Source organism: Sulfurovum sp. TSL6 (genome assembly GCF_019972115.1).
Classification (GTDB): Bacteria; Campylobacterota; Campylobacteria; order Campylobacterales; family Sulfurovaceae; genus Sulfurovum.
On the sequence record NZ_BPFJ01000002.1, the window covers coordinates 42,822 to 66,094 of the forward strand.

21 protein-coding genes are annotated in these 23,273 nt (G+C 31.8%); 1 reads left to right on the plus strand and 20 read right to left on the minus strand.

Annotated elements, in window-relative coordinates:
* Window positions 1–6: 6 nt before the first annotated feature.
* Window positions 7–618, minus strand: a complete 612-nt coding sequence (locus LDM93_RS05180) for a porin family protein (RefSeq protein ID WP_223891082.1) — start codon at window positions 616–618, stop codon at window positions 7–9.
* Window positions 619–987: 369 nt separating this feature from the next.
* Between LDM93_RS05180 and LDM93_RS05185 the strand changes: the two genes are divergently transcribed.
* The gene (locus LDM93_RS05185) at window positions 988–2,196 is read left to right on the plus strand and encodes a nucleotidyltransferase family protein (protein WP_223891083.1); all 1,209 of its coding nucleotides are present in this window, start codon (window positions 988–990) and stop codon (window positions 2,194–2,196) included.
* A gap of 6 nt (window positions 2,197–2,202) precedes the next feature.
* Here the strand turns inward: LDM93_RS05185 and LDM93_RS05190 are convergent, their stop codons facing one another.
* The 19 genes from LDM93_RS05190 to tviB form a co-directional block, all read right to left on the minus strand.
* Window positions 2,203–3,627 carry a WecB/TagA/CpsF family glycosyltransferase gene (locus tag LDM93_RS05190; RefSeq protein WP_223891084.1) on the minus strand — a complete coding sequence of 475 codons (1,425 nt, stop codon included), beginning with the start codon at window positions 3,625–3,627 and terminating at the stop codon, window positions 2,203–2,205.
* Between the two features lie 180 nt (window positions 3,628–3,807).
* Window positions 3,808–4,887 carry a glycosyltransferase family 4 protein gene (locus LDM93_RS05195; RefSeq protein WP_223891085.1) on the minus strand — a complete coding sequence of 360 codons (1,080 nt, stop codon included), beginning with the start codon at window positions 4,885–4,887 and terminating at the stop codon, window positions 3,808–3,810.
* A gap of 146 nt (window positions 4,888–5,033) precedes the next feature.
* The gene (locus tag LDM93_RS11365) at window positions 5,034–5,453 is read right to left on the minus strand and encodes a DapH/DapD/GlmU-related protein (RefSeq protein ID WP_276571366.1); all 420 of its coding nucleotides are present in this window, start codon (window positions 5,451–5,453) and stop codon (window positions 5,034–5,036) included.
* Window positions 5,446–6,612, minus strand: coding sequence for a hypothetical protein (locus LDM93_RS05205; protein ID WP_223891086.1), 1,167 nt, complete (start codon window positions 6,610–6,612; stop codon window positions 5,446–5,448). Before LDM93_RS05205 ends, LDM93_RS11365 begins: the two co-directional genes overlap by 8 nt.
* Before the next feature lie 187 nt (window positions 6,613–6,799).
* Window positions 6,800–7,891, minus strand: coding sequence for a glycosyltransferase family 4 protein (locus LDM93_RS05210; RefSeq protein ID WP_223891087.1), 1,092 nt, complete (start codon window positions 7,889–7,891; stop codon window positions 6,800–6,802).
* 45 nt (window positions 7,892–7,936) lie between these two features.
* On the minus strand, window positions 7,937–8,944 hold the full coding sequence (locus LDM93_RS05215; RefSeq protein WP_223891088.1) for an acyltransferase: 1,008 nt from the start codon (window positions 8,942–8,944) through the stop codon (window positions 7,937–7,939).
* Entirely contained in the window at window positions 8,941–9,888 is a 948-nt protein-coding gene (locus tag LDM93_RS05220) for a hypothetical protein (RefSeq protein WP_223891090.1), read from the minus strand. The genes LDM93_RS05215 and LDM93_RS05220 overlap by 4 nt, the downstream gene beginning before the upstream one ends.
* 232 nt (window positions 9,889–10,120) lie before the next feature.
* The gene (locus LDM93_RS05225) at window positions 10,121–11,281 is read right to left on the minus strand and encodes a CapA family protein (RefSeq protein WP_223891092.1); all 1,161 of its coding nucleotides are present in this window, start codon (window positions 11,279–11,281) and stop codon (window positions 10,121–10,123) included.
* Window positions 11,274–12,506 (minus strand): hypothetical protein, encoded by a 1,233-nt coding sequence (locus LDM93_RS05230; RefSeq protein WP_223891093.1) that lies wholly within the window; start codon window positions 12,504–12,506, stop codon window positions 11,274–11,276. The genes LDM93_RS05225 and LDM93_RS05230 overlap by 8 nt, the downstream gene beginning before the upstream one ends.
* Before the next feature lie 5 nt (window positions 12,507–12,511).
* Window positions 12,512–13,543: a hypothetical protein gene (locus tag LDM93_RS05235; protein WP_223891094.1), complete on the minus strand. Its 1,032-nt coding sequence runs from the start codon at window positions 13,541–13,543 to the stop codon at window positions 12,512–12,514.
* Complete coding sequence (locus tag LDM93_RS05240; protein WP_223891095.1) at window positions 13,540–14,679, minus strand: hypothetical protein; 1,140 nt, start codon at window positions 14,677–14,679, stop codon at window positions 13,540–13,542. The genes LDM93_RS05235 and LDM93_RS05240 overlap by 4 nt, the downstream gene beginning before the upstream one ends.
* Window positions 14,669–15,355, minus strand: coding sequence for a GNAT family N-acetyltransferase (locus LDM93_RS05245; RefSeq protein ID WP_223891096.1), 687 nt, complete (start codon window positions 15,353–15,355; stop codon window positions 14,669–14,671). Before LDM93_RS05245 ends, LDM93_RS05240 begins: the two co-directional genes overlap by 11 nt.
* A complete protein-coding gene (locus tag LDM93_RS05250) occupies window positions 15,352–16,428 on the minus strand; it encodes a GNAT family N-acetyltransferase (RefSeq protein ID WP_223891097.1) in 1,077 nt (358 codons plus the stop codon). The genes LDM93_RS05245 and LDM93_RS05250 overlap by 4 nt, the downstream gene beginning before the upstream one ends.
* 130 nt (window positions 16,429–16,558) lie before the next feature.
* Window positions 16,559–17,755 carry a UDP-N-acetyl-D-mannosamine dehydrogenase gene (wecC, locus tag LDM93_RS05255; RefSeq protein WP_223891098.1) on the minus strand — a complete coding sequence of 399 codons (1,197 nt, stop codon included), beginning with the start codon at window positions 17,753–17,755 and terminating at the stop codon, window positions 16,559–16,561.
* On the minus strand, window positions 17,756–18,892 hold the full coding sequence (gene wecB / locus LDM93_RS05260; RefSeq protein ID WP_223891099.1) for a non-hydrolyzing UDP-N-acetylglucosamine 2-epimerase: 1,137 nt from the start codon (window positions 18,890–18,892) through the stop codon (window positions 17,756–17,758). It abuts the gene before it with no gap.
* The gene (gene galU, locus LDM93_RS05265) at window positions 18,892–19,722 is read right to left on the minus strand and encodes a UTP--glucose-1-phosphate uridylyltransferase GalU (RefSeq protein WP_223891101.1); all 831 of its coding nucleotides are present in this window, start codon (window positions 19,720–19,722) and stop codon (window positions 18,892–18,894) included. Before galU ends, wecB begins: the two co-directional genes overlap by 1 nt.
* Window positions 19,719–20,741, minus strand: coding sequence for a UDP-glucose 4-epimerase GalE (gene galE, locus LDM93_RS05270; protein WP_223891102.1), 1,023 nt, complete (start codon window positions 20,739–20,741; stop codon window positions 19,719–19,721). The genes galU and galE overlap by 4 nt, the downstream gene beginning before the upstream one ends.
* Window positions 20,741–21,784: an NAD-dependent epimerase/dehydratase family protein gene (locus tag LDM93_RS05275; protein WP_223891103.1), complete on the minus strand. Its 1,044-nt coding sequence runs from the start codon at window positions 21,782–21,784 to the stop codon at window positions 20,741–20,743. Before LDM93_RS05275 ends, galE begins: the two co-directional genes overlap by 1 nt.
* The gene (tviB, locus tag LDM93_RS05280) at window positions 21,784–23,040 is read right to left on the minus strand and encodes a Vi polysaccharide biosynthesis UDP-N-acetylglucosamine C-6 dehydrogenase TviB (protein ID WP_223891104.1); all 1,257 of its coding nucleotides are present in this window, start codon (window positions 23,038–23,040) and stop codon (window positions 21,784–21,786) included. Before tviB ends, LDM93_RS05275 begins: the two co-directional genes overlap by 1 nt.
* Window positions 23,041–23,273 lie beyond the last annotated feature (233 nt).

Here is a 23,273-nt window from a genome sequence, read left to right on the forward strand (position 1 = left end):
AGAAGATTAAAAGTTATATGTTATACCTACAGTAAATGCATCTACATCTGCCTGCACAGTAGCATCACCCTCATAACTACCATCCATATCATTTGCAGGGAAAGTGTAGTCAGCAAAGAGAGAGATGTTTTCCATCATTTCATAACTCGCACCAAGTCCCCATTGGAAACCAGTTTCATCATAATCTACAAGATAACCTTTTACACCATCTAAAGTAACCCCACCATATCCAAGAAGTGCATAGACAGAAAAGTCTTCACTTACAGGGTATTGTGGTTTTGCAAATAGGGCCCATCCCTCCATTTCAGTCTGGTGATCATGCCAGAAAGATTTAGTATATCTACCCTCTACAGCAAAATACTCATTGAAGTCATATCCTGCAAGAAAAGAGAGATTTCCCAGTCTATCTTGTCTGTCGGTACCACCCCAATCCACAGAAATCTCCGCATCACGTGTACTTACAGCAGCGATACCAAGACCCACATAGAAGTTCTTTTCTTCTTTTACTACTTCAACTACTGGTTCTATTGCAGGTTCAACATCTTTCATGTCTCCCCCAGCAAATCCCAAACTGCTCATCGCCGCTACTGCACATACCGAAAGTACTATCTTCTTCATTCTTTTCCCTTGTTTTTTAATGCACAAATTATACTATTTTATGCTTTACTTTCATTAAGTAGTTTACTCTATATCTATAAGGTCATAATAAACTAAATTAAAATATAAAACTATAGTATAAAAATGTCATATTTATGTCATATTTTGCAAGTTTAATGAAATGAATCCGGCACGAGGATTCATATATTCCTATAATTAGGTATCTATATATATTTTTTATAATAAGTACCCCTTTAAATACCCCTAAAATGTTCTACCTTCCAAATAAAATTCAATAAAGGAAAACAGAACGGTATTCTAAGTTATCAATTATATGCAATCCTGCTATAATAAAATAATTTACTTTAACTCGATAGGAAGCCCCCACATATGTCTAAAGACTATAACTTACAAGCCAATCTTTCTGAGGAACTACGTTTTCTAGTCAATTGCTGTAAGAATAATCTGAGTGATGATGATACAAAAGAAATTCTCTCTTACATTAACACTCCAAGCTTAGATATGAATCCTCTAATTAGATTGGCTAATCAACACGGTGTTCTTCCTCTGGTCTATAAAACATTAAAAAAACTTCATATCGATGATCAAGAACATTTTCTCAAAGAATTAAAATCTACCTATACACAAATTGCACAAAGAAACATGCTCATGTCTGCTAAACTCATTCGCATTATGAAACTCCTTGAAAAAAACAACATAGATGCCTTAGCATTCAAAGGTCCTATTCTTTCTCAAATGGCGTATGGAGACATAACATTGCGACAATACAGTGATCTAGACATATATGTAGATAGAGAAGATATGGTTAAAATATCTAACATATTATCAAATGACCATTATGATTCACGTGTTAAAATAAAATATTTTTCCAATGAAGCATTTTTAAATGTTAATAGTGATGTTCAATTCTATCATAAAAAGGGAAGTATCCTTATTGAAATACATTGGACAGTGTTCCGCAGTGCTTTTTCGAATACTATGAAAAAAATAGATCTATGGAGTTCCCCAGAAAAAGTGCATATTCAAAACTATGAATTGAAAACTTTTAGAACAGAAACATTACTCTTATATCTATGTATGCATGGTTCAAAACATATTTGGGAACGGATAGAATGGATAGTTGATGTTGATAAATTGATTAGGACTTCAAGTAGTATTGATTGGAAAGAAGTTTATAAACTAGCGCAAACTGTAAACGGTAAAACAATGCTTGAATTAGGATTATATCTATCTTCAAATCTTTTTCATACACCGATTCCTGACGAAATAAGAGAGAAACTTAATCAAAGTAAAATAATTTCACACTTATCATCCGATGTATTAATAATGCTTAATAAGCAAGAGTATTTTTCAGATACTGAATTGCAAAAAAATTATCGACATTTTCGATTCCATCTCTCCATTAGAAACACGACAGTAGATAAAGTCAGTTTTATTATAAAAACACTACTGCCATTAAAATCCGCTGATATTGAAATCATAAATCTACCCAAGGCCCTATATTTTTTATACTATTTAATACGACCATTTAGACTAGGCATTAAATATATACAAAAAATACTAAATAGGTCCCAATAGAAAAACCTATAATCCAACAGTCGCTGTAAATTCTTTAATATCCGTATTATCATAAAAATCAATGTTCGGATACTGTTCAACCAATCTTTCTATACTAGTATCTATATCCTTGTGATTTATCACTTTCGATGCAATTGAATATAAAATAGGATTCCGTTGAATTTTAATACCGTTTTGTATGTTTCCTACGGTTAATGGCGGCATGAGCTTTCCTGGATTAATAATTTCGATTTTATTTTCCAGAAGAAGAATTTTGATACTTACATCAATAGTGTAGTCCCTGTGAAGAATTGCATTTAACAATAATCCTTCCAAAATAGGCTTAAGTAGTGCCAGTTCTTTCTCATCATAGTTATAATATTCTTTTACTGTATCGAACAGAGAAATCAATGTATTTTCATACATATCATCAATCGTTCCACCGATTTCTTGTACTTTTTCATCGCTGCCTGTGGACGATACAAGCTTTACACCAAAAGAAGGATAAAAATCCTGAGGATATTTCGAAAAGAACAAAATACCTGCCATAGTTAACCATTTTCCATCATATAGATCAAGATTTTCTAAATACCTATGAAAAGATTCAGTACTATCTCCATATTTATTATTTTTTATATTTACAATACTACGGAATTTATGTTCATCAAAATCATGAATCGAGCTTTCTAGTTTAATATTACTACCTAAAAATGCATATTCTGTACGAGCAAACATATTAGTCAATTCCTGTTTACTGATCTTAATATGTTTGATCCTTAACATTAAAAATAAAAACTGTAATAAAGCTAACTGTCTTTTGATCCTTGTAGGCTCTTTGAGTAGGCGATACAACCATTCTAATTTACTATCTATAAAAAGTTTCGGTGCTCTTTTTTTCAATCCACAATATACATCAAAACTACCACCTAACCCCATATATAATGCCGGATGAGCTTTAATCAATTCATCCATCAAAATCTCTTGACGAGGGCTTCCCTGTGCAATAAACACAATATCCGGTTTTTTCTCTACAAGCTCTTCTTTCAGGATCTCTTTTCCTGCATCATCCAAATAACCGTTTCGATATCCAACAATATTCAGATGAGGAAAATCAAGTTTCAATTTGTGTATTGTCTGTTCAATAACTTCCTGTGTTGCACCTAGAAAATAAAATTTTTTATCCTGAAAATGATTGACAATATCCAGCCAGAGCTCTGCTCCTGCAATTTTTGCAGAATTTATTCTTTTTTGCCGAACAAACATAACTGCACCAACACCATCCGTATAACCTGTGTTTTCATTTATGATTTTTCTTAATTTTTCATTTTTATTCATGATTTTCTCTGCATTAATAGCAATCAATATAGTCTTTTTATCTTCTATATATTCCAAAAGCTCTTGCTTATCTTCAAACGCATGAATCTTTAAACCATTTATTACTCTACTCTTCACTATTACTCCCTAATTAAGATAATATTTATACTTATTATTTTCTATTTCTTTCAGATAAACTCTAAAAAGATTTGTCGACAAGAAAAACATAATTCTCAACATTTTTAAGTCTTGTTTCCAAAATCGCTATTTATCATCCAATCTCAAAAATCTTTACAATGTTGTCATTCACTCCATTATCTAACCATTCTTTATTACATTCAAAATATATTGATATAGTCGCTTAGCGATAACTTTACTGGAAAATTTTTCATTTACAAACGCATAATTATATTTTCTTATTTCAATCATTCTAGCTTTATCCAATAATAAATGTTCTAACTTTTTCTCAAGATCATTTACATTTTTAGGCTCAACAAAATAACCCATTTTTCCATCTTGAAAAAACTCCTTTAATCCTCCAAAATTGGTTGTAATTATTGGCATCCCAAACATCATCGCTTCTAAAATAGTTGTAGGTAGTCCTTCTCCATAAAATGTAGGTAAGCAATATATATCATTATTAGCAAAAAAATCGTTTTTCTCTTTTCCTTTGATATATCCAGTAACTATAATATTTTTATTATCTTTTACTTCATTTTTAAGCTTATTTAAGTCTTTACCGTCTCCAACAATGGTAAGCTGAATGTTACTATATCTTTTTGTAAGATTTTTAAATGCTTCAACAGTTTCAAAAATTCCTTTTTCTCTTAAAATACGTGCTAAAAAAAGGATTTTAACTTTTTTACTTGTTTTAAAAGCAGTAATCTTATCATTAATGGAAAAATTTGTAATGATTGAGGAATCAACATTAGTTGTTTCAACTATGACTTCACCTTTATACCCCCACTGATAAATCTTGTTTTTAAAGTCTTCAGAAAGAACAAAAATCTTTTCAGCTTTACCAAATGTCTTCAGAAAAAAATCAACATACTTTCTATTCACTTGCCGTTCAAAATCTAAATTCCATCCATGAAAAAAGACAACAAAAGAAATTTTCTTATTTTGCAACTGTTTAGCAAATAACGCATCTCTAAAAAAACTACGTGAAGCGAGTGAAGGATTTAAAAAAATCAAATTTATTTTATTATCTATTTCTTTTTTAAATTTCCATTGATCATGAAGTATAGCAAATATATTTTTCCCATGACCACCGACTTCTAGTGTATTTATATTTAAATTATTATAATTACAAAGTATAGGAAGTAAAGTGTTCCAATAGGAACTAACCCCTCCAATACTTGACAATTTCGGTGTAACAATTAATATTTTATTTTTCATATTTTTCTTAGTAATAATAAAACCATAAATTTAATTAATACCAACTATCGTCCAAGTCGGATAGGCTTTTTTAGTAAGATAGTCTAAAAAAAGTACATGGTGAAGAAATACATTAGGTTCAACATTCAGTAATTTTGTTTTTTTAATCATAAAATTAATTTCCCATATGTTGTAGTTCTTATGTCTTCTTTAATAACTTTAGCTGGATTCCCAACAACGATACATCCATTAGGTACGTCTTTAGTTACAACTGCACCAGCACCTACTATAACATTGTCTCCTATCTTTACTCCAGGCATTACAATGGCATTTGCACCTATAAAACATTGTTTGCCTATATATGTGTCCGTGTGTAAACTTCTTGCATAATCATGAGAAAAAACCAAAGCTCCTGAAGCAACGTAACTCTCATCATCTATATGAATGCCTTTAGGATACGTTTTATCTAGCTTTGCTCCAAGTGAAATCCTAGCACTTGAAGATATACTCATCTTATAAAGTTTGGTTAACAAAAAATAATATGGCTGCAACAGTATCCATCGTATTAAATTTCGAATTTCAACCATTGATATTCTCTTTCTTTCCTAAAAAATAAAAACTAAAACCGTACATCATCCAAGCTTGTCCCCATCGCATATATGGAATTTTAGAAGGAACACCACCGTTGATCTGATAATAAAAATATCCTTCTTTTTTATTTTGCATATTATCGATGGTCCATTGTAGCGTTTTCTCAATTAAGGCTTTGTTTTCATCAAATACATTGAGTCTATACATAGCCGTAACAAACTCTGCAGGACAATGAATATCTATCGGATTTACCTTATTATCATAATATTTAGGTGTACCATCTTCTAAGAAAAAATTGGCGATATAATACTCTAATCCTTTTTCAATATTTTTTTTATAACTATTATCTCCAGAATATTTCTGGTACTCAGATATGGATTCTAACTTATATCCTGTATGAAAACTGTCAACCCATGTCTGTATCTTATTTGCCCCAAAACGCCATGAGCCATTCTCACTCTGTACTGCACAGCAAGCATTTACTGACTGTTTTGCTAGATCAAGAAGTCGTTGCTCTTTAGTGTATGAGTAAACACGAGCTAAAAGACGGCTACCAAGTAGGGATGCATTGTAAACTTGCATTTTATCTAAAGGTGAATATGAAAATATAAAGCCATCAGAGTTTTCTGTTCTATTCAAATCATTAATAACAAAGTTACAACTACTAACTGCTTCATCTAGGTATGCTTGCTCTTTGGTAATATCATAGGCATCCATTAAGGCATAAGACACAAAAGATGTAGCTACAACAGTTGGAGTTTTGTCTGGCATAAACTCTAGACGAGATTGCCAGTCAAAGTTATAGCCCCAACATGATCCAGAATATCCAAGTGTCTTCGTATCTATAATTTTTTTTGCGAGAAAATGAATAACATCTAAGTATTCTTTTTTTGCTTCAACTTTGTACAAATTACAATATGCAGTTAAAAAAAGCCCTAAGCCTTTAGGGTTATACCCTTTTTCAACCATAGCAAGTCTTCGCAAATTTATAGGGTTACGCTTGAATACCTGTATCCAAGCTAAACGAAGAAATCGTACTTTATCCATTCTAAAAAACTTAAAGACTTTACTATTAAGACCATCATATGGGTCCCATCCCTTAAAGTTTTCAGCTTCACAATATTGCATTAGTTTATTAAATTCAGCGACAAACATTTATTATCCTTTATAAAATTCTAATTATTTATATTTTATTTTTACTTGAATACCATCAACCATACAGTTATCAGGAATTGATTCAAATACTACAGAGTTTTCTAATATTACACAATCTTTTTCTATAGTAATAAGAGGTATTCTGAATTTTATAATATATACGAGACTGTCTATAAGTAATAAAATTTTAGACATATTCATCTCCATAAATCAAGTTATTATATACGTCAATTAAAAATTGAGCAGTTACTAAAGGAGAATAAGTGTTTTTTACCAAAGGTATACTCTCCTGAGCTAATTTATATAATCTTGCATGATTATCTATTAAATATTCAACTCCTTGTTCTATTTGTGCTACAGACTTAGGTTCTATAACAATACCCCCATATTTTGATAATAAATCTGGTATTGCCCCTACAGATGTTCCTATAACAACTAAACCTAATGACATTGCTTCTAAAATGCTATTTGGCATACCTTCTGAGTAAGAAGGTAGAATAAAAACATCATGTGTTAAATAACAGTTTAGTTTGTCATCGCCTACCTTGCTTTTCTCTAGTGTAATCATTTCTTTTAATATTATGTCGTTAGCAATAATTTGATTTAAATCATTCCATATACTACCATCTCCTACGATTGTCAATGTCACCTTAGTATGAAATTTCTTTAGAGCTTGAATAAGTTCATTGAGCCCTTTAGCTTTTTCAACTCTTCCTAAAAATAGAATTTTTAATTTGTCACTAGGTGGAACCCTGGTATTAGATATTTTCAAGTCTGCATATTGCGTAGGTATTACAGTCGATGCACTTAAGATTTTTTTAGGAGAAACTTTTTTTGAAATTAAAAATTGTTCTACTGTCTTATTCAACACTAAAAATTGATCTGCTGAGAGTAAAACATTTGTAAAAAATTTAATTTTTGAATCTGAAAAAAATGACTGATTGTCTTTATTCCATCCTCTAAAAAAGACAACTGTCTTAAGTCTAAATAATTTTCCTAAAAAAACAAATAAAGAGTCTCTCAGAATTGATTTGAGTGCTAAACTAGGATTAACATGTATCAACTTAGGTCTATATCTAATGATTATATATAGAACTTTGAACTGATCTAAAATTGGTGTTAATAACTTCAGGTATTGCCTTGCTTCAGAACCAATTTGTATATACTTAACCTCTACATTGTCATTATGAAGTAAGTCAGGAAGTATATTTTTATAATAGTTTGCAACGCCTCCCAAGAAGTCTAATTGTGGTCCAATCAATAAAATTCTATCTTTCATTATAGTTACTCCATTTTATATTTAAACTAACAATATTATTTATACTCATTGATTAACTTTATTCGTTAGAAATGAACGTATGAACTTACTTACATATACTTCAAATATTTTCCAGTTTAATGATGCTAGTAAAAAAATTATTATAATTGTAATAGTAATAACACTCCAAAAATTGAATCCTAATACGTAAAGCATATCCATTATCTTATAACCTACAATTTGGTGCAACAAATATAGACTATATGATATTGTGCCGATATAGGTAAAGACAGATAAGCGCAAAAACTTTATATTACTACTAAATATTAATAGAAATAAAAATATGAAAAGAATAAAGGCAATTAAATGAGTTAAATCACTAACCAAAGATCCAACAAGAACAGACAGTAATAAAATTATATAACTTTTTACTTTCTGATTATCGTTATATATTTGAAATAGCATCATTCCTGCTATAAACAAGTGTGCGTAATCTAATATCAATAAAGACCTTATTACTAGTAGTATAAAATTGATTGAATGATTTTCAAACTCTATGTTCAATAAAAGATATACCCCAACTTGCAATGACATCCAGAAAAAAACTGTCTTATGAATTTTCGTAATCATCCCGATAGTAACTATAAAGACCATAAGTATATAGTAAGTAAGTTCGACTCTTAACGTCCAGTAAACACCATCTATATTTGTAAAACGTAACCAATATTGCAACATTGTTAAATTTGCAAGAAATCTATCAAAATCAAAAAAATTATCTGAAAAGTATAAAACCAACGATGTAATAATTACAGCAGACCAGTAGCCTGGATAAAGTCTTGTAAACCTTGAAATGATAAAAGTTTTTAATGTCGATTTTTTATTTAAACTCATAAAAATTACAAACCCACTTATCATAAAGAACAAGCTAACTCCCAATCCACCTAAACTAAAAGAAAATAGAGGAGCCTGATTGTGTGTATATTTTGTAAGATAATGAAATAACATTACAGATACTGCAGCCAACCCTCGTAATGCATCTAACTCAATCAATCTATTGTTATTGTCTTTTATCATTTCAACTTCTTGTCATTTAGTAAAATTTGTTTATATAGTTTTAAGTCAGCTGAAACGATTCCTAATGCGGCTAATAGTTTCCATGATGAATCATTAAAAAATACATGTGAGTAAATAGCAACAAATAAATATATGATCAATATACTTATTACTGCATGCTTGTAGATGGTAAATTTGTTTTTGGCTAATGAAAATAATTTTACCATAATATACATATACATGAAAAGCCCTATGAATCCATATTCGAATAATACTAATAAACCATCTGAATGTGGCAATAGCCCATATGTCGCTCCGTGACGAGTACCTAGCACTGTTCCTGAATAAGCAATTGCTGAAATTGGACCACTACCAAAAATAATTTCGATACTACTTCTATTAAAAATCTTTTCTAAAAATAATGCAAAAAGCATATCACGTCCAGAGCCGCTGGTGTCTTCAGCTCTCATTAACAGATCATTTATGATATTTGCATTTACAATTAATATACCAGTGATAAGTATTAACATTATGATAAATAACAATTTTAAGCTAAGACTCTTTGACTTTATTATTTGTGGTAAGAATATAAGTAAAAAAATTACAGCAAAAATTATTATTGCACCTCGTTTTAAAGCAATGATAATAAATAGACCTAAAATTAAAAAATAAATTATTTTTTTCTTAGGGGTTGATTGAAATGCTATAAGTATCAATGGTATTAAAAATAATAGTGAATACCCATGATTACTTTGTATAACATAAGAATCTTTCAAAACCTGTTCTGTTAATAAGGTAAACATCCCACCAAAAATCAGAATGATTACAATTTTTTGCAATAGATCATCATCTAGTATATTTTTTAAGCGTAAAACATAGAAAAAATAACCTGCAGATATGGCAAAAAACCATTTAACTTCAAAATACACTGCTAACTGTATGTCTACTGAAGAAGGTATCATCATTATAGTATAAAACACTATTGGTAAATAATATTTCAGCATATATTTTTCATTTATTACTAGACTAATATTGCTAATTATATATAGAACTATTAAACTGAATAAAAACATTTTAAAACTTGAACTATAAATCAAATAATTTTGACTTATACTCACTAATATATCTGTAAAACACAATATAAGCATACTGATAATCAAAAAGAATTTTATACTTTTATTCTTACTTAGTATCATATTATTTATTTTTAGGGGTTAATTTTCGCAATATTGTAACTATTGCCTCGTGATGTGATTCTGTTTCAACTAAATTTCTAATCATAACTAATTTATGGCCTCTAAAAAATACATCTGTAAAATGAAATAACCTATTCAAAACCCTAATTAATCTATTATGTCCTAATAGTCGACTTAAAAATGTATATTTGTGTGTATCACAATATTCATTCCATAACCTTTGGACATTCTCCACATCTTTTATGTCATTCGACCTATCTTGAAATCCTGATAATATTTGTTTTGTCGTTAATTCATCAGGTTTTGAAAATATAGCCTTTTCCTTAAATTGAATTCCTGGTACAAATTCAAACTTTATAGATTTATGCTGTTTATTAAAAATAATTTTTATTAATAATGACTCATGCCACCAATCTTCTTTTTTGTCTTTAGGGTCGAAAATGAAATTCCCCTGACCATAAACAATCAAACTGTTGCCAATTGTTTCATATGCCCCTGGCCTATGCTGATGCTGACATATCACAACATCAGCACCATTCGTAGCTAAAAATCTACAAATCTTTTGAATATTTGGTGTTGGGTATGGATATCTTTCTGCTCCACCATGTATAGTAACAACTAAAAAATCAATCCCTTCCTTTTCCTTTTTATAAGACTCCATATAGTCTATTATTGACAACCCATTTGCACCAGGAGTATTTTGAAACGCGATACTGAACTCATGTTCTGCCATCCCGAGAAAACCAATTTTAGTACCATTAATATTTTTAATCAACAAACTTCTTGCCTGCTCTTGATCATACCCAGCACCATAAAAATCTATATTGTGTTTTTTTAAAGTTTCAAACGTAGAAGTCAGGCCATGAACTCCAAAGTCCATAATATGATTATTTGCAAGGTTTACAATATTAACACCAATCCGTTTAATACCATTTATACATTCTGGATTTATAGCGATATTTGGACCACATTTTGTAATCGGAATACCTTTTTCAGTTATAGGTGCCTCTAAATTTGCAAGAACCATATCAGAAGAAGTAAAGTATTCTTGAATTCTATTGTCAATTAAATCATCATTTAAATTACATGCAATTTCCTCAGCCCTATTCACTAAAACCATATCACCACAAACTAATAATGAAGCTTCATTACTTTTAGACATAATTATCCCCCTTTTTATGTAAAATATGAAGCAAAATTAATATACTTAGACTTATGCCTAACCCGGCAGATAGAGCTATAGCAGCACCAGCAGTACCATATATAGGCAATAAATATATAGTGAGTACTATTGTTGAAATTCCAAATGAGGCATTTGTATATAGCAAAGTTTTATAATCTCTAGAATATTGAAAGTACTGTGTTATAAAAATCTCTATGGCTTTTAGAAAAATAAACAAGCTAAAATAATTTAATACAGGTACACCTATGATATATTCTTTTCCAAAAGTGTATAATAGCATACTCTCTGCAAAAAATAAAAAAGGAATAGCGAACAATACACCAAAACCGACCATTGATAAAAAATATAAATATATATATCTTTTATTCAGGATAGTTTTTTTATTTGTATATTCTGCCATCAATGGTTTTGAGACTCGTGCAACTTGCTTATAAAACATTAATATTGCTGATACAAATAAATAACAAGATGCAAATATTCCTAAATCAAAAGTACTTAGTACATTATCAATAACTATTTGGTTCACAGAGTACGACATTAAAACAAACATTGTTGTCAACCACACAATGTAATTTTCTTTTAGTAAAAAAAAGATGTCTGTAATGGGATATTTCACTTCTTTCAAAATAGTAATTACATGTACTCTATAATAATGAATAAATAAATATATTAACAATGTTATCAACATAATATTTCCTATTAATTTGATATTTAATTCAAATAAAAATGAGCAAAGCCAAATTATAGAAAAATATATAAATTTATATAGCAAGTTTTGAATACTACTTTCTTTAAGCAATCCAATAAAGTCATAATAACTATTTAATTGAAAAGCAAGTAACACAGTCGAAGTAAGTATAAGGTATTGAGCAAATGATATATGAACTATTTGGTATTCATTAAGAGTAAAAAGAATCAATGTACAAAAAATAAAAATATAAAATCGTATAAATATTGACGCAACTAAAATATCTTTAGACCGTTCTTTAAAATGAACAAGATCTCTTAAAAGAGTCATATCCATTCCAAACCTTATATTTGCAGCTATAATACTTCCAATAGCAACTGCATAAGATAAGTTACCAAATTCAAAAGGCCCTAATATTCTACCAATAAGAGAAGTTGTAAAAAAAGCCCCAATCGTTATAGCTATATTTACAAAAACTAACATAACCAAATTACTTTTCATTTTATGTCTGCCCACATTCACTAGTATTTAGTTTGTATCTTGTTTATATAATGAACAACTGCATCAACAACATTTTCTTCTAATGTCATATCTCGCTCTTTTTTTACCCACGATGCATTTTCTTTAGTAAAGTAGATAGAAGATTCAAAAAATGTTCCTGTTCCAAATGTAACAAATTGAAATTCAACTATATCTAAGTATCCATTATCATCTATAATATCAAAACTAGCATAAGGACAATCAAACTTCTCCATTAATGCTTCTGCATAATCAAGAATATTTGTATCTACATCTATATCTGTATAATAAATACCACTACCGCTTGCCCTAAAATCGTTATCTTTCACTCTTCGATCTAATACATAATACCTTTTTCCATAAATAACAACTTTATAATCACCTTTTAAATCAGGAATAAAGTCTTGACATATAAATTTATTTCGATGATGAGAAACTTTTATATGGTGTGGTCTAATTACAGATTTAATTTTATCTTTTATCCACAATATACTTTCAAAGCTTTTTGAAATTGACTTAATAAGCTTATCTTCATTTTTGGTATCTAGCATCAACTTAACACCTGAACTTTTAGCTCCTTCTGATGACTTGACAACATATGGAGGCTTTCTACGATTTCCTTTTTTAAAATCTTCATAACATCCATAACATTCTGACTGTATTTTAGTTAATGTAGGGTACAAAAATAGTTTTCTCAAAAGCTCTTGAAACACTTTATTACTATGAGCTCTAAACAATTCAAACCTTGGAATTAAAATTGCTCCCCTGTATTCTAAAGCCAATAATACATCCTCAATATAATTTTTATATAATAAGTATTGATCTTCAGTTGATTGATATAATATGTACGCATTTTGAAATTCTTCATTACTCACATCAACTTCATGAAAATTAAGAACATGCACTTCATATTCATGTTCTTGAAAATAGTTTACAAGTTTATCGATATCCATTCCATTATTGGAGTCCTGACCTCCTTCTCGAGAAGAATAAAAAAACCCTTGATAATCAATTAATATAAATATTTTTTTCATTTCATTTTTTCCTTAAATGATTTATTATAGAGATCATCACTACTCATAAAAATAACATCTGGCCACTTTTTTATAATTGACCTTAAAAGTAAATCTAACTCTTTTAATCCATTTTCTCTATTTTTCAAGCTTATAGCACCAGTATAGTTTACTCTATGAGTTGATATAATAGCTGGCTGTTTTAAGAAAAATGATCTATTAATTTGTTTTAAAACTTTTTGTATGGTATCACCCTTTGATGGTTCAAAATAACAATTACGTATAAAGTATCTTAGTTCATCTTTGTTTTTTTCACCTGTAAAATGTTTTTTATAAGATAGTTTATTATCAATTTGTTCATACTGTAAGTAAGTGCCTTGTATGACTTTAATACCATTTTTATGCCAAAATTTTTCTATCTTATCAAACCAAGTATGTACTGGAGCTATTGTTGTTAAAGATTTATATCCCATAATATCTTCGAAAAACTCAGCACCCTCTTTTATGCTAAGCTCTAACTCTTTACAATCATTACTACTTGTATAATCATCTAGTACATATACAGGTTCATAAAAAGATATATTTTCTTTTGAAACACTTTTTGGTAAACCACACATTTGGTAGTTAAAAGCATCTATAGTCTCTGTACAACCCTCTTCAAGTTTTTCCATCCATTTCCACCATTGAATATGTTCTCTTCCATGCAATTGTGGTCTAAAAACTCCTGTTTGACTTCCTTTTTTCCAATAATTTATAATTTGATTACTCTTATCAATATTTTGAACATCTTCATCTATCCTAATATAATGATATTCTGTAAAATTTGATTTCTTAATTTTCTCAAAATCTGGATTTGTCAATATTACATTTGCTGTAAAACAAGCCGGTCGTCCATCACTACCTTTGTAATTATTCAATATTTTAAATAGTTCTTCTAAATCTTCATTTGTTTCCAATGTATCAAGCATATAATTTGAATTTTTAAGACTATATCCTTGATTATTAAAATATTCATATCCTGTTTTGGTACTTCTTATAGATCCCCAATCATCACTTTCAAAAATTATTATCTTTTTATTTGTATGATAGGATCTAAAACTATTATTAAGCATTGCTAAAACTTGTTTAAAATATCTACTATATTTTTTATAATTCATTCAAAACTCGTTCTAAATCTTTATAATTATCAGCACTATTTGTAAAAGAAAAATGATTTGTAGTAAACTTTTTAAATAAAGTTGTTTGTCTTATTGAAACTATCTCTTTAAATCCTAATTTATACCAATTTTTTATAGCAATTATATTTTCTTTTTGTACAAAAACAATCTTTCTTCGTTCATCATGAGAGTCATTAATCCTAACAATATTTAAATATTTACCTAATGCCTTACCTCTATAGTCAATGCTTACATATAAATTTTTAAACATTATAAATCCATTTGGAATATCCATCATTGTATTGATACCAAATTTATATTTACCCTCTAATTGTATACCTGCATATGCACATATCATATTGTTATCTATAACAATAAATACAATCTCATCACGCTTTAACATTGCTTCTATAACATTTCTTTTTATATCCCATACTAGTTGGTTATATACTAATAAATTTTTAAATTGTTTTAAAGATGTTAACTTTATAATATTGATATCAGGAGTAATAGCTGTCGTTTTCGTATCTGTAGATAATATTACATAGGAATCTGTACGGTAGATAGCCCTAATTAAAATAAAAAAACTTTGACGTAACACATATAGTATCCCATATTGTTTTACTTTTGCACCTACTTTGAAATCATATAACTGTTTGATGTCTTTAAGCGTCATTTTAATACTTCTTGTAACTTGTTTCTCATATTCTTTATTTTATCTCTATAATATAAATAATAATTCTCCACTATCTTTCCCATTAAACCTTTTCCTTTAATAAATTGACAATTATTTAAATAAAAACCACTTTCGCCAACTTGAGCACGTTTATATTCATAATCTCCAGCCATATAATTTATGCCTTTAAAACCATTATTAAGTAAATATTCTGGAATTAAATAAATTCTTAATAAATTTCCAGGAGAATATTTGTCATAAGTTGAAATGAATGATTCTTTCCATGAATACAAATAATTATTAAATGAAAAAGAAAGATGAAATCCAATTAACTGATTATCAACAAATAGAACGAAAAGTATTACCTCAGATCTTTTAAAGTGATCTTTCAATGCAAGATTTCTATATTTATATATTTCTTCAGAAATATCTTTTCCCCATCTATTTATATATACTTGTCTCATTTGTGGAAAAATAGTCATATAGTCTTCATACGTATCAATTACTTTAAAATCAACTTGATGATTCTTTTTTAAGTTTCTTAAATATTTTTTGGTTTTTTGCCTTCTATTTGTTGATAATGACTCTAAATAAGTTTCAAAGTCACTTTCAAAATTCAAGATAGAAACTGTAGTCATTAATTTATTTTTTATATTATTTTTAACCAAACTTGTATATAAAGTATCTTTTTCATTTACATTATCAATTTTGAAAAAAGACCAGCTTTTAAAGGTTTTTAAATGTTGATTAATTAATTTAATTATATTTTTTCTATCTTCTGTAATTGTAATATAGGAAATAAAATCCCCAAAATGTATAGGAAAAGAATGTAATCCTTTCACATAAAAAATATTCTGATAAAAAAAAGGTGCAATACCAATAATTTTATTATCAGATATTACAGTGATTATATAAGCGTCTTTATTTTGATTTTTTACATTCCACCAAGAACTAAGCCAATAATAACTACTTTGAACAAAAGTATTACCTTCATCATAAATTTCATTCCAAGCGTTTTTCAACTCTTCATCATTAATATTGGTAAAAATTTTAATTTCATATTGATTATTCAATTATAATCCCTTCTTTAAATAGGTAGGTAATAGATATACCATATAGAAATAACTATTAGTACATCAAATCTATATTCTCTTTTTGATGATTTTTGCTTACTTAATTTTATTATCTACAATCTTCTATTATTTATACAGTAATCCCACAAAAATCTATAGTTTCTTTACCAAATATCTTAAGGTCTTTAAACTCTTTATGTGCCACAAGAAAAACTATCACATCGGCTTTTTCTACCGCCTCATTGTAATTTACTACATCAAAATCTTTATGCTCAGAGATATTTGGTTCAATTGCCAATACTTCAAGACCATCAGCTATAAGTCTTCTAGTAATATAAAGTGCTGGTGATTCTCTAAGATCATCAATATCTGGCTTAAAAGCCAACCCCATACAAGCGATTTTCGCTTTTCGTCCATTTTCATTTTCGAATGCTAAAGCAGCATTTTTGATTTTCTCTATGGCCCATTCTGTTTTGTAAGTATTAACTTCTCTCGCTGTGCGGATTATCTTTGCATCTTCTCCACCAGCATGGACGATGAACCAAGGATCCACGGCAATGCAATGTCCACCTACACCAGCACCCGGTTGCAGGATGTTGACTCTTGGGTGACGGTTAGCTAGCTTGATAAGCTCCCATACATCGATATCGAATTTATCACAAAGGATGGAGAGTTCATTGGCAAAAGCGATATTCGTATCTCTAAAACTGTTTTCAGTTAGTTTTGCCATCTCTGCTGTTTTAGCATCGGTTGCCAGTACTTCGCCCTCTACAAAAGTTTGGTAGAAGGCTACTGTCACCTCAGTGGCTTCTGAAGTAGTTCCTCCTACGATACGGTCATTCTCTACCAACTCACGCATAATATGTCCTGGAAGGACACGCTCAGGACAGTGTGCAACATGCACCTTCCTTGTGTCGATACCATGTGATGCCAGTACTTCTGCAACCTTGTCTGTTGTACCCACCGGTGATGTGGACTCTAGAATGACAATGTTACCTTCTTGTACATAAGGGGCTATAGATTTGGTTGCAGAGATAACATAGTCGATATTTGGCACGTACCCTTCATGAAACGGTGTTGGTACAGCGATGATGAAGACATCTGCTTGTGCCGGTTTAATATCAGCCTTGAGCTTACCGCTGTTAACTGCAGCTCTCACAAAGGTATCAAGCTCAGGTTCAACAATGTGGATCTCACCACGGTTAATGATATCTACAGTACTTTGTACGACATCAACACCACGTACTTCATAACTCCTATTTGCTAACAGCGCTGCAGTTGGTAGTCCTATATATCCTAGTCCAACCACACATACTTTTTTATCCATTTATCTTTCCTTCATAAATTCAACTACCTGTGTACAAGCTGTACCATCTCCATAAGGATTACTTGCTTGGGACATATGGCTATACGCATCTTGATCATCGATCAGCTTCTGTGCTTCATTTCTGATCAGTTCTATATCTGTACCTACCAGCATAACTGTACCTGCTGCCAAGGCTTCTGGGCGTTCTGTGGTCTCTCTCATGACAAGTACTGGTTTACCAAGAGACGGTGCCTCTTCCTGTACACCACCGCTATCAGTAATGATAAAGTAAGACTTGTCCATCATATAGATAAACTGTTCATACTGCAATGGTTTTATGAGGTAGATGTTTGCTACATCTGAAAGAAGTTCCTTTACTGGTTGTTGCACATTAGGATTAAGATGCACCGGATAGACAATATCGATATCCGGATTAGAGACAGCGATCTCTTTAAGTGCGGTACAGATATTGATAAAGCCCTGACCATGGTTTTCTCTTCTATGTCCTGTGACCAAAATGATCTTTTTTTCATCTGATAAATGATAATCAAGCGTTTCTAAATGCTGAACGATTTCTATTTCAAGTTGCTTGTTAGATTTGATCTTCTCTAAGGCTAAGAACAGTGCATCAATGACCGTATTACCCGTTACGACAATACTTTGTGCATTAACATTTTCACGTAAAAGATTCTCTTTACTTGTTTGCGTTGGTGCAAAGTGATACGCTGTGATCTGCGAAGTAAGCTGACGATTTGCCTCTTCAGGCCAAGGAGAGTAGATGTCACCCGTTCTCAAACCTGCTTCGATGTGTGCCACAGAGATCTGTTGGTAAAATGCTGCCAAAGAAGCAGCAAATGTTGTAGATGTATCACCATGTACAAAAACCACATCAGGTTTGAACTCTGTAAGTACAGGCTTCATGCCAAGAAGAACATTTGAAGTCACATCATAAAGATCTTGTCCAGGCTTCATAATGTCAAGATCATACTCAGGGATGATATCAAACAACTCCAAAACCTGATCAAGCATTTCTCTATGTTGTGCCGTCACACATACTTTTGTATCAAAAGTATGTGGAAACTTTTGAAACTCTTTTACCAGTGGTGCCATTTTAATGGCTTCAGGACGGGTACCAAAAACGATGAGTATTTTTTGCATTATGCCTCGACTCTATCATAAAAATAATTCGTAGCTTCAACAAACCCATCTATAGAACCACAGTCAAAACGTTGACCATCAAATTTATAAGCGATCACTTTACCATTCTTCGCCTGCTCAAGAAGGGCATCAGTGATCTGGATCTCTCCATTTTTGCCTGGCTTTGTTTCTCTGAGTATATCAAAGATATCTGGTGTAAGAATGTAACGTCCGATAATAGCCATATTGGTTGGTGCATCTTTCGGGTCTGGTTTTTCTACCATATCTGTCACTCTATAGGTATTCTCTGTATTATCGACCAGGTTTCCGGCTATCACACCATACTTATGCGTCTGATCCATAGGTACTCCTTCTATGGCAATGATAGAGCATTGGTATTTTTCGTAGACTTCAATCATCTGCTTGAGTACACCCTCATTCCCATTGGTACAGAGATCATCTGCCAGGATCACAGCAAATGGTTCATTTCCTATAAGTGTTTCTCCTGTGAGGATAGCATGTCCAAGACCTTTCATCTCTACTTGTCTTGTGTATGAGAAAGTACATTGATCTATCAGAGAACGGATCTCATCAAGAAGATGCTCTTTGCTCGTACCCTTGATCTGCTGTTCCAGTTCATAAGAGATATCAAAATGGTCTTCTATGGCACGTTTACCACGACCTGTAATGATAGCCATTGTATTAAGACCCGCTTCCAGTGCTTCTTCCACACCATACTGGATGAGTGGTTTAGTGAGGACTGGTAGCATCTCTTTTGGTGTGGCTTTGGTCGCGGGAAGGAAACGGGTACCGTATCCTGCAGCAGGGAATAGACATTTTCTGATTCTCAAATTTTTTTCTCCCAGTCTAACGTTGTTTGACAGATGACTTCTAGATCATCATATTTTGGTTGCCAATGCATGGCATTTTTGATCTTTGTATTGTCAGAGATGAGGATGGCAGGATCTCCTGCACGTCTTTCTTTAATCTCCACAGTAAAATCAACGCCGGAGACTTTTTTCATGGTATCAATAACTTCTTTGACTGAGAAGCCTCGACTATACCCTACATTGAACACATCGCTATCATGATCTTCAAGATACTCCAAAGCTTCTATGTGTGCCTGAGCCAGATCTACAACATGGATGTAGTCACGTATACCTGTACCATCATGGGTAGGATAATCTTCTCCAAAAATATACATCTTTTCACGCTTGCCTGTGGCAGCTTCTGCAGCTACCTTAATGAGCAGTGTGGCATTTTCAGTGGACTGACCGATATGACCATCAGGGTCAGAACCGGCAACATTAAAATAACGTAGTGCTGCATACTTGAAATCATCATAAGCCAAGGCTGTGTCTTTGAGCACTCTTTCACTCATAAGTTTACTCATCCCATAAGGGTTGATAGGATCTGTTGGATCACTCTCTTTAAGCCCTGTCTCCAAATTTACAACAGTAGCATCAGGCTCTCCATACGTGGCTGCTGTTGAAGAAAAGATAAATTTCTTTACTCCATTCTCTGTAGCACACTTTATGAGATTCGCAGTATTGGCAGTGTTATTAAGGTAATACTTTAAAGGGTTTTCAACACTTTCTGGTACCACAAGCGAAGCGGCAAAGTGGATAATGGCATCAAAACTATTTTCTCTCATGATACTTTCGATCTTATTGAAGTTAGAAAGGTCTTCTTTAATGAAATTCAAGTTTACACTGTTTTCTTTTGCGATAACCATTAATGTATCAATAGTCACTTGAAATCCTGTAACAAGATTATCAAGAATTGTAATTTGATGATCACCGTTTTCAAGTAACAACTTTACCACATGAGAACCTATGTAGCCCGCACCACCTGTAACAAGAATATGCACTACTTATCTTCCTTCTTACCAATATTCTCAATATACCACTCAATAGCTTCTTCCATACCCTGGTAAATGTCATGTGTTGGAGAATAACCCACAAAGTTCTGTGCTTTTGAAATGTTTGCATTGGAATGACGAATGTCCCCTGCTCGAAAATCTCTATAGATAGCCTCTTTTTCCGAGAAAGAACTTATATGGGTACTTAACTCTTTATTGATCAGTGCATAGAGTTCATTCAGTGTGTTTCTCCCACCTACTGCTACGTTGAATGCTTCACCAAATGCTTCTACATTATTTGTAGTTCCAGCTAGAAGGTTCATCTGGATAACATTGTCTATGTAAGTAAAGTCACGGCTCGTTTCACCATCACCGTTGATGTAGACTTCTTCACCTTCAAGAAGTGATCCAACCCATTTAGGAATAACCGCTGCATAAGCACCATTAGGGTCCTGTCGACGACCAAAAACGTTAAAATAACGTAAACCTAATGTTTCCATGTCATACGTACGTTTAAATACACCGGCATAGAGTTCATTTGTCATTTTCGTAGCTGCATAAGGAGAAAGAAGATTACCTGTACGTTCTTCTACTTTAGGAAGCTCTGATGAGTCACCATAAACGGAACTTGAACTTGCATAGACAAATCGTTTGATCCCTGCATCTTTAGCTGCTGTAAGCATATTTAAAAAACCAGTGACGTTGGAACGATTGGAAGTTACAGGATCTGCTATAGAACGTGGTACTGAACCAAGTGCTGCTTGATGCAGTACAATGTCCACACCTTCACATGCTTTGACACAGGTGTCAAAATCAGCTATGTCACCTTCTATGAAAGTAAAGTTCTTCGCAGCCTCTTCATCTACCTGAGCCAATACATCATCGATGTTATGCTGATAGCCTGTAGAAAAGTTATCTAACCCAACTACCTTTTGGTTATGTGAAAGTAAGAACTCTGTTAAATTAGACCCGATAAATCCAGCATTCCCTGTTACTAACCACGTTTTCTGTTCCGTTTTAAAATGTTCTAAAAGGTCTTCAAAAGCTGTCATTAAAGTTTCCCATCACTCTCTTCAAGCTTTGACTTGATATCGTAAATAACAGTATTATTCCCATGTTTAAGTTTATCGATATCTAATCCGTTAAACTTATCATGTGCAACAGCTAGTACAACAACATCATACCCTGAATCTGGTGATTTAAGAAGATCAATTCCATATTCACGTTTCACTTCAGCAGGATCTGCCCAAGGGTCATAGACCTCAACGTCAGTTCCAAACTCTTGAAGCTCTTTAATAACATCAATCACACGAGAGTTTCTAATGTCTGGACAATTTTCTTTAAAGGTAATACCCAATACTAAAACTTTTGAACCTTCAATCTTATGACCTTTTTTGATCATCAGTTTAATCACTTGATTTGCCACATAGATACCCATGTTGTCATTAAGACGACGACCGGCAAGGATGATCTCAGGGTTATACCCTACTTCCTGTGCTTTATGTGTCAAGTAATATGGATCAACACCGATACAATGTCCTCCTACAAGACCCGGACGGAAAGGAAGAAAATTCCACTTCGTTCCTGCTGCTTCAAGTACAGCTTCAGTATCTATGCCAAGTTTATTGAAGATGATCGCAAGTTCATTGACAAAAGCAATGTTAATATCTCTTTGAGAGTTTTCGATGACCTTTGCTGCTTCAGCCACTTTAAGAGAAGGAGCCAAATGTGTTCCTGCAGTGATCACACTTGCATAAAGCTCATCTACTTTTTTACCTATCTCAGGAGTAGAGCCTGAAGTCACTTTTAAGATCTTTGTCACCGTATGCTCTTTATCTCCCGGGTTGATACGTTCTGGTGAGTATCCACAAAAGAAATCTTCGTTGAATTTAAGTCCAGAGAACTTTTCAAGTACAGGTACACAATCTTCTTCCGTTGCTCCAGGATATACAGTTGACTCATAGATGACAATATCATCTTTTTTAAGTACTTTACCGATGGATTCACTGGCTTTAAGCAGTGGTGTTAGGTCTGGACGTTTATGATCATCTATTGGCGTAGGTACAGTGACCACATATATATTACAATCAGCTATCTCATCTAAAACATTGGTGAATTTCATACCGTTAGACAACGCCTCATTCACTTGATCTTCACTTAGTTCCAATGTACGGTCCACACCAGAATTAAGCTCATCAACACGCCACTGAGCGATATCAAACCCAACTACTTGGTACTTCTCCGAAAATGCATGTGCCAAAGGCAAACCAACATATCCAAGTCCGATTATTGCTATCTTATGTGCCATATAAAAATCCTGCTCTTAAATTACTAGTATTATATCTAAATGAGGGTTAGAACATAATGTGATACGACGCCTAACACCTTATAAGGATCTCAGTGAAATCTCACCTCAAACTTATTTTGATGGGATTATAGTATAAAGATGTCATATTTATGTAATATTTGTATCTAATATAAAAATCTAAACATCCATATAACTCATTTAATATAAACCTTCAGTGATTTTTCTAGTATTAA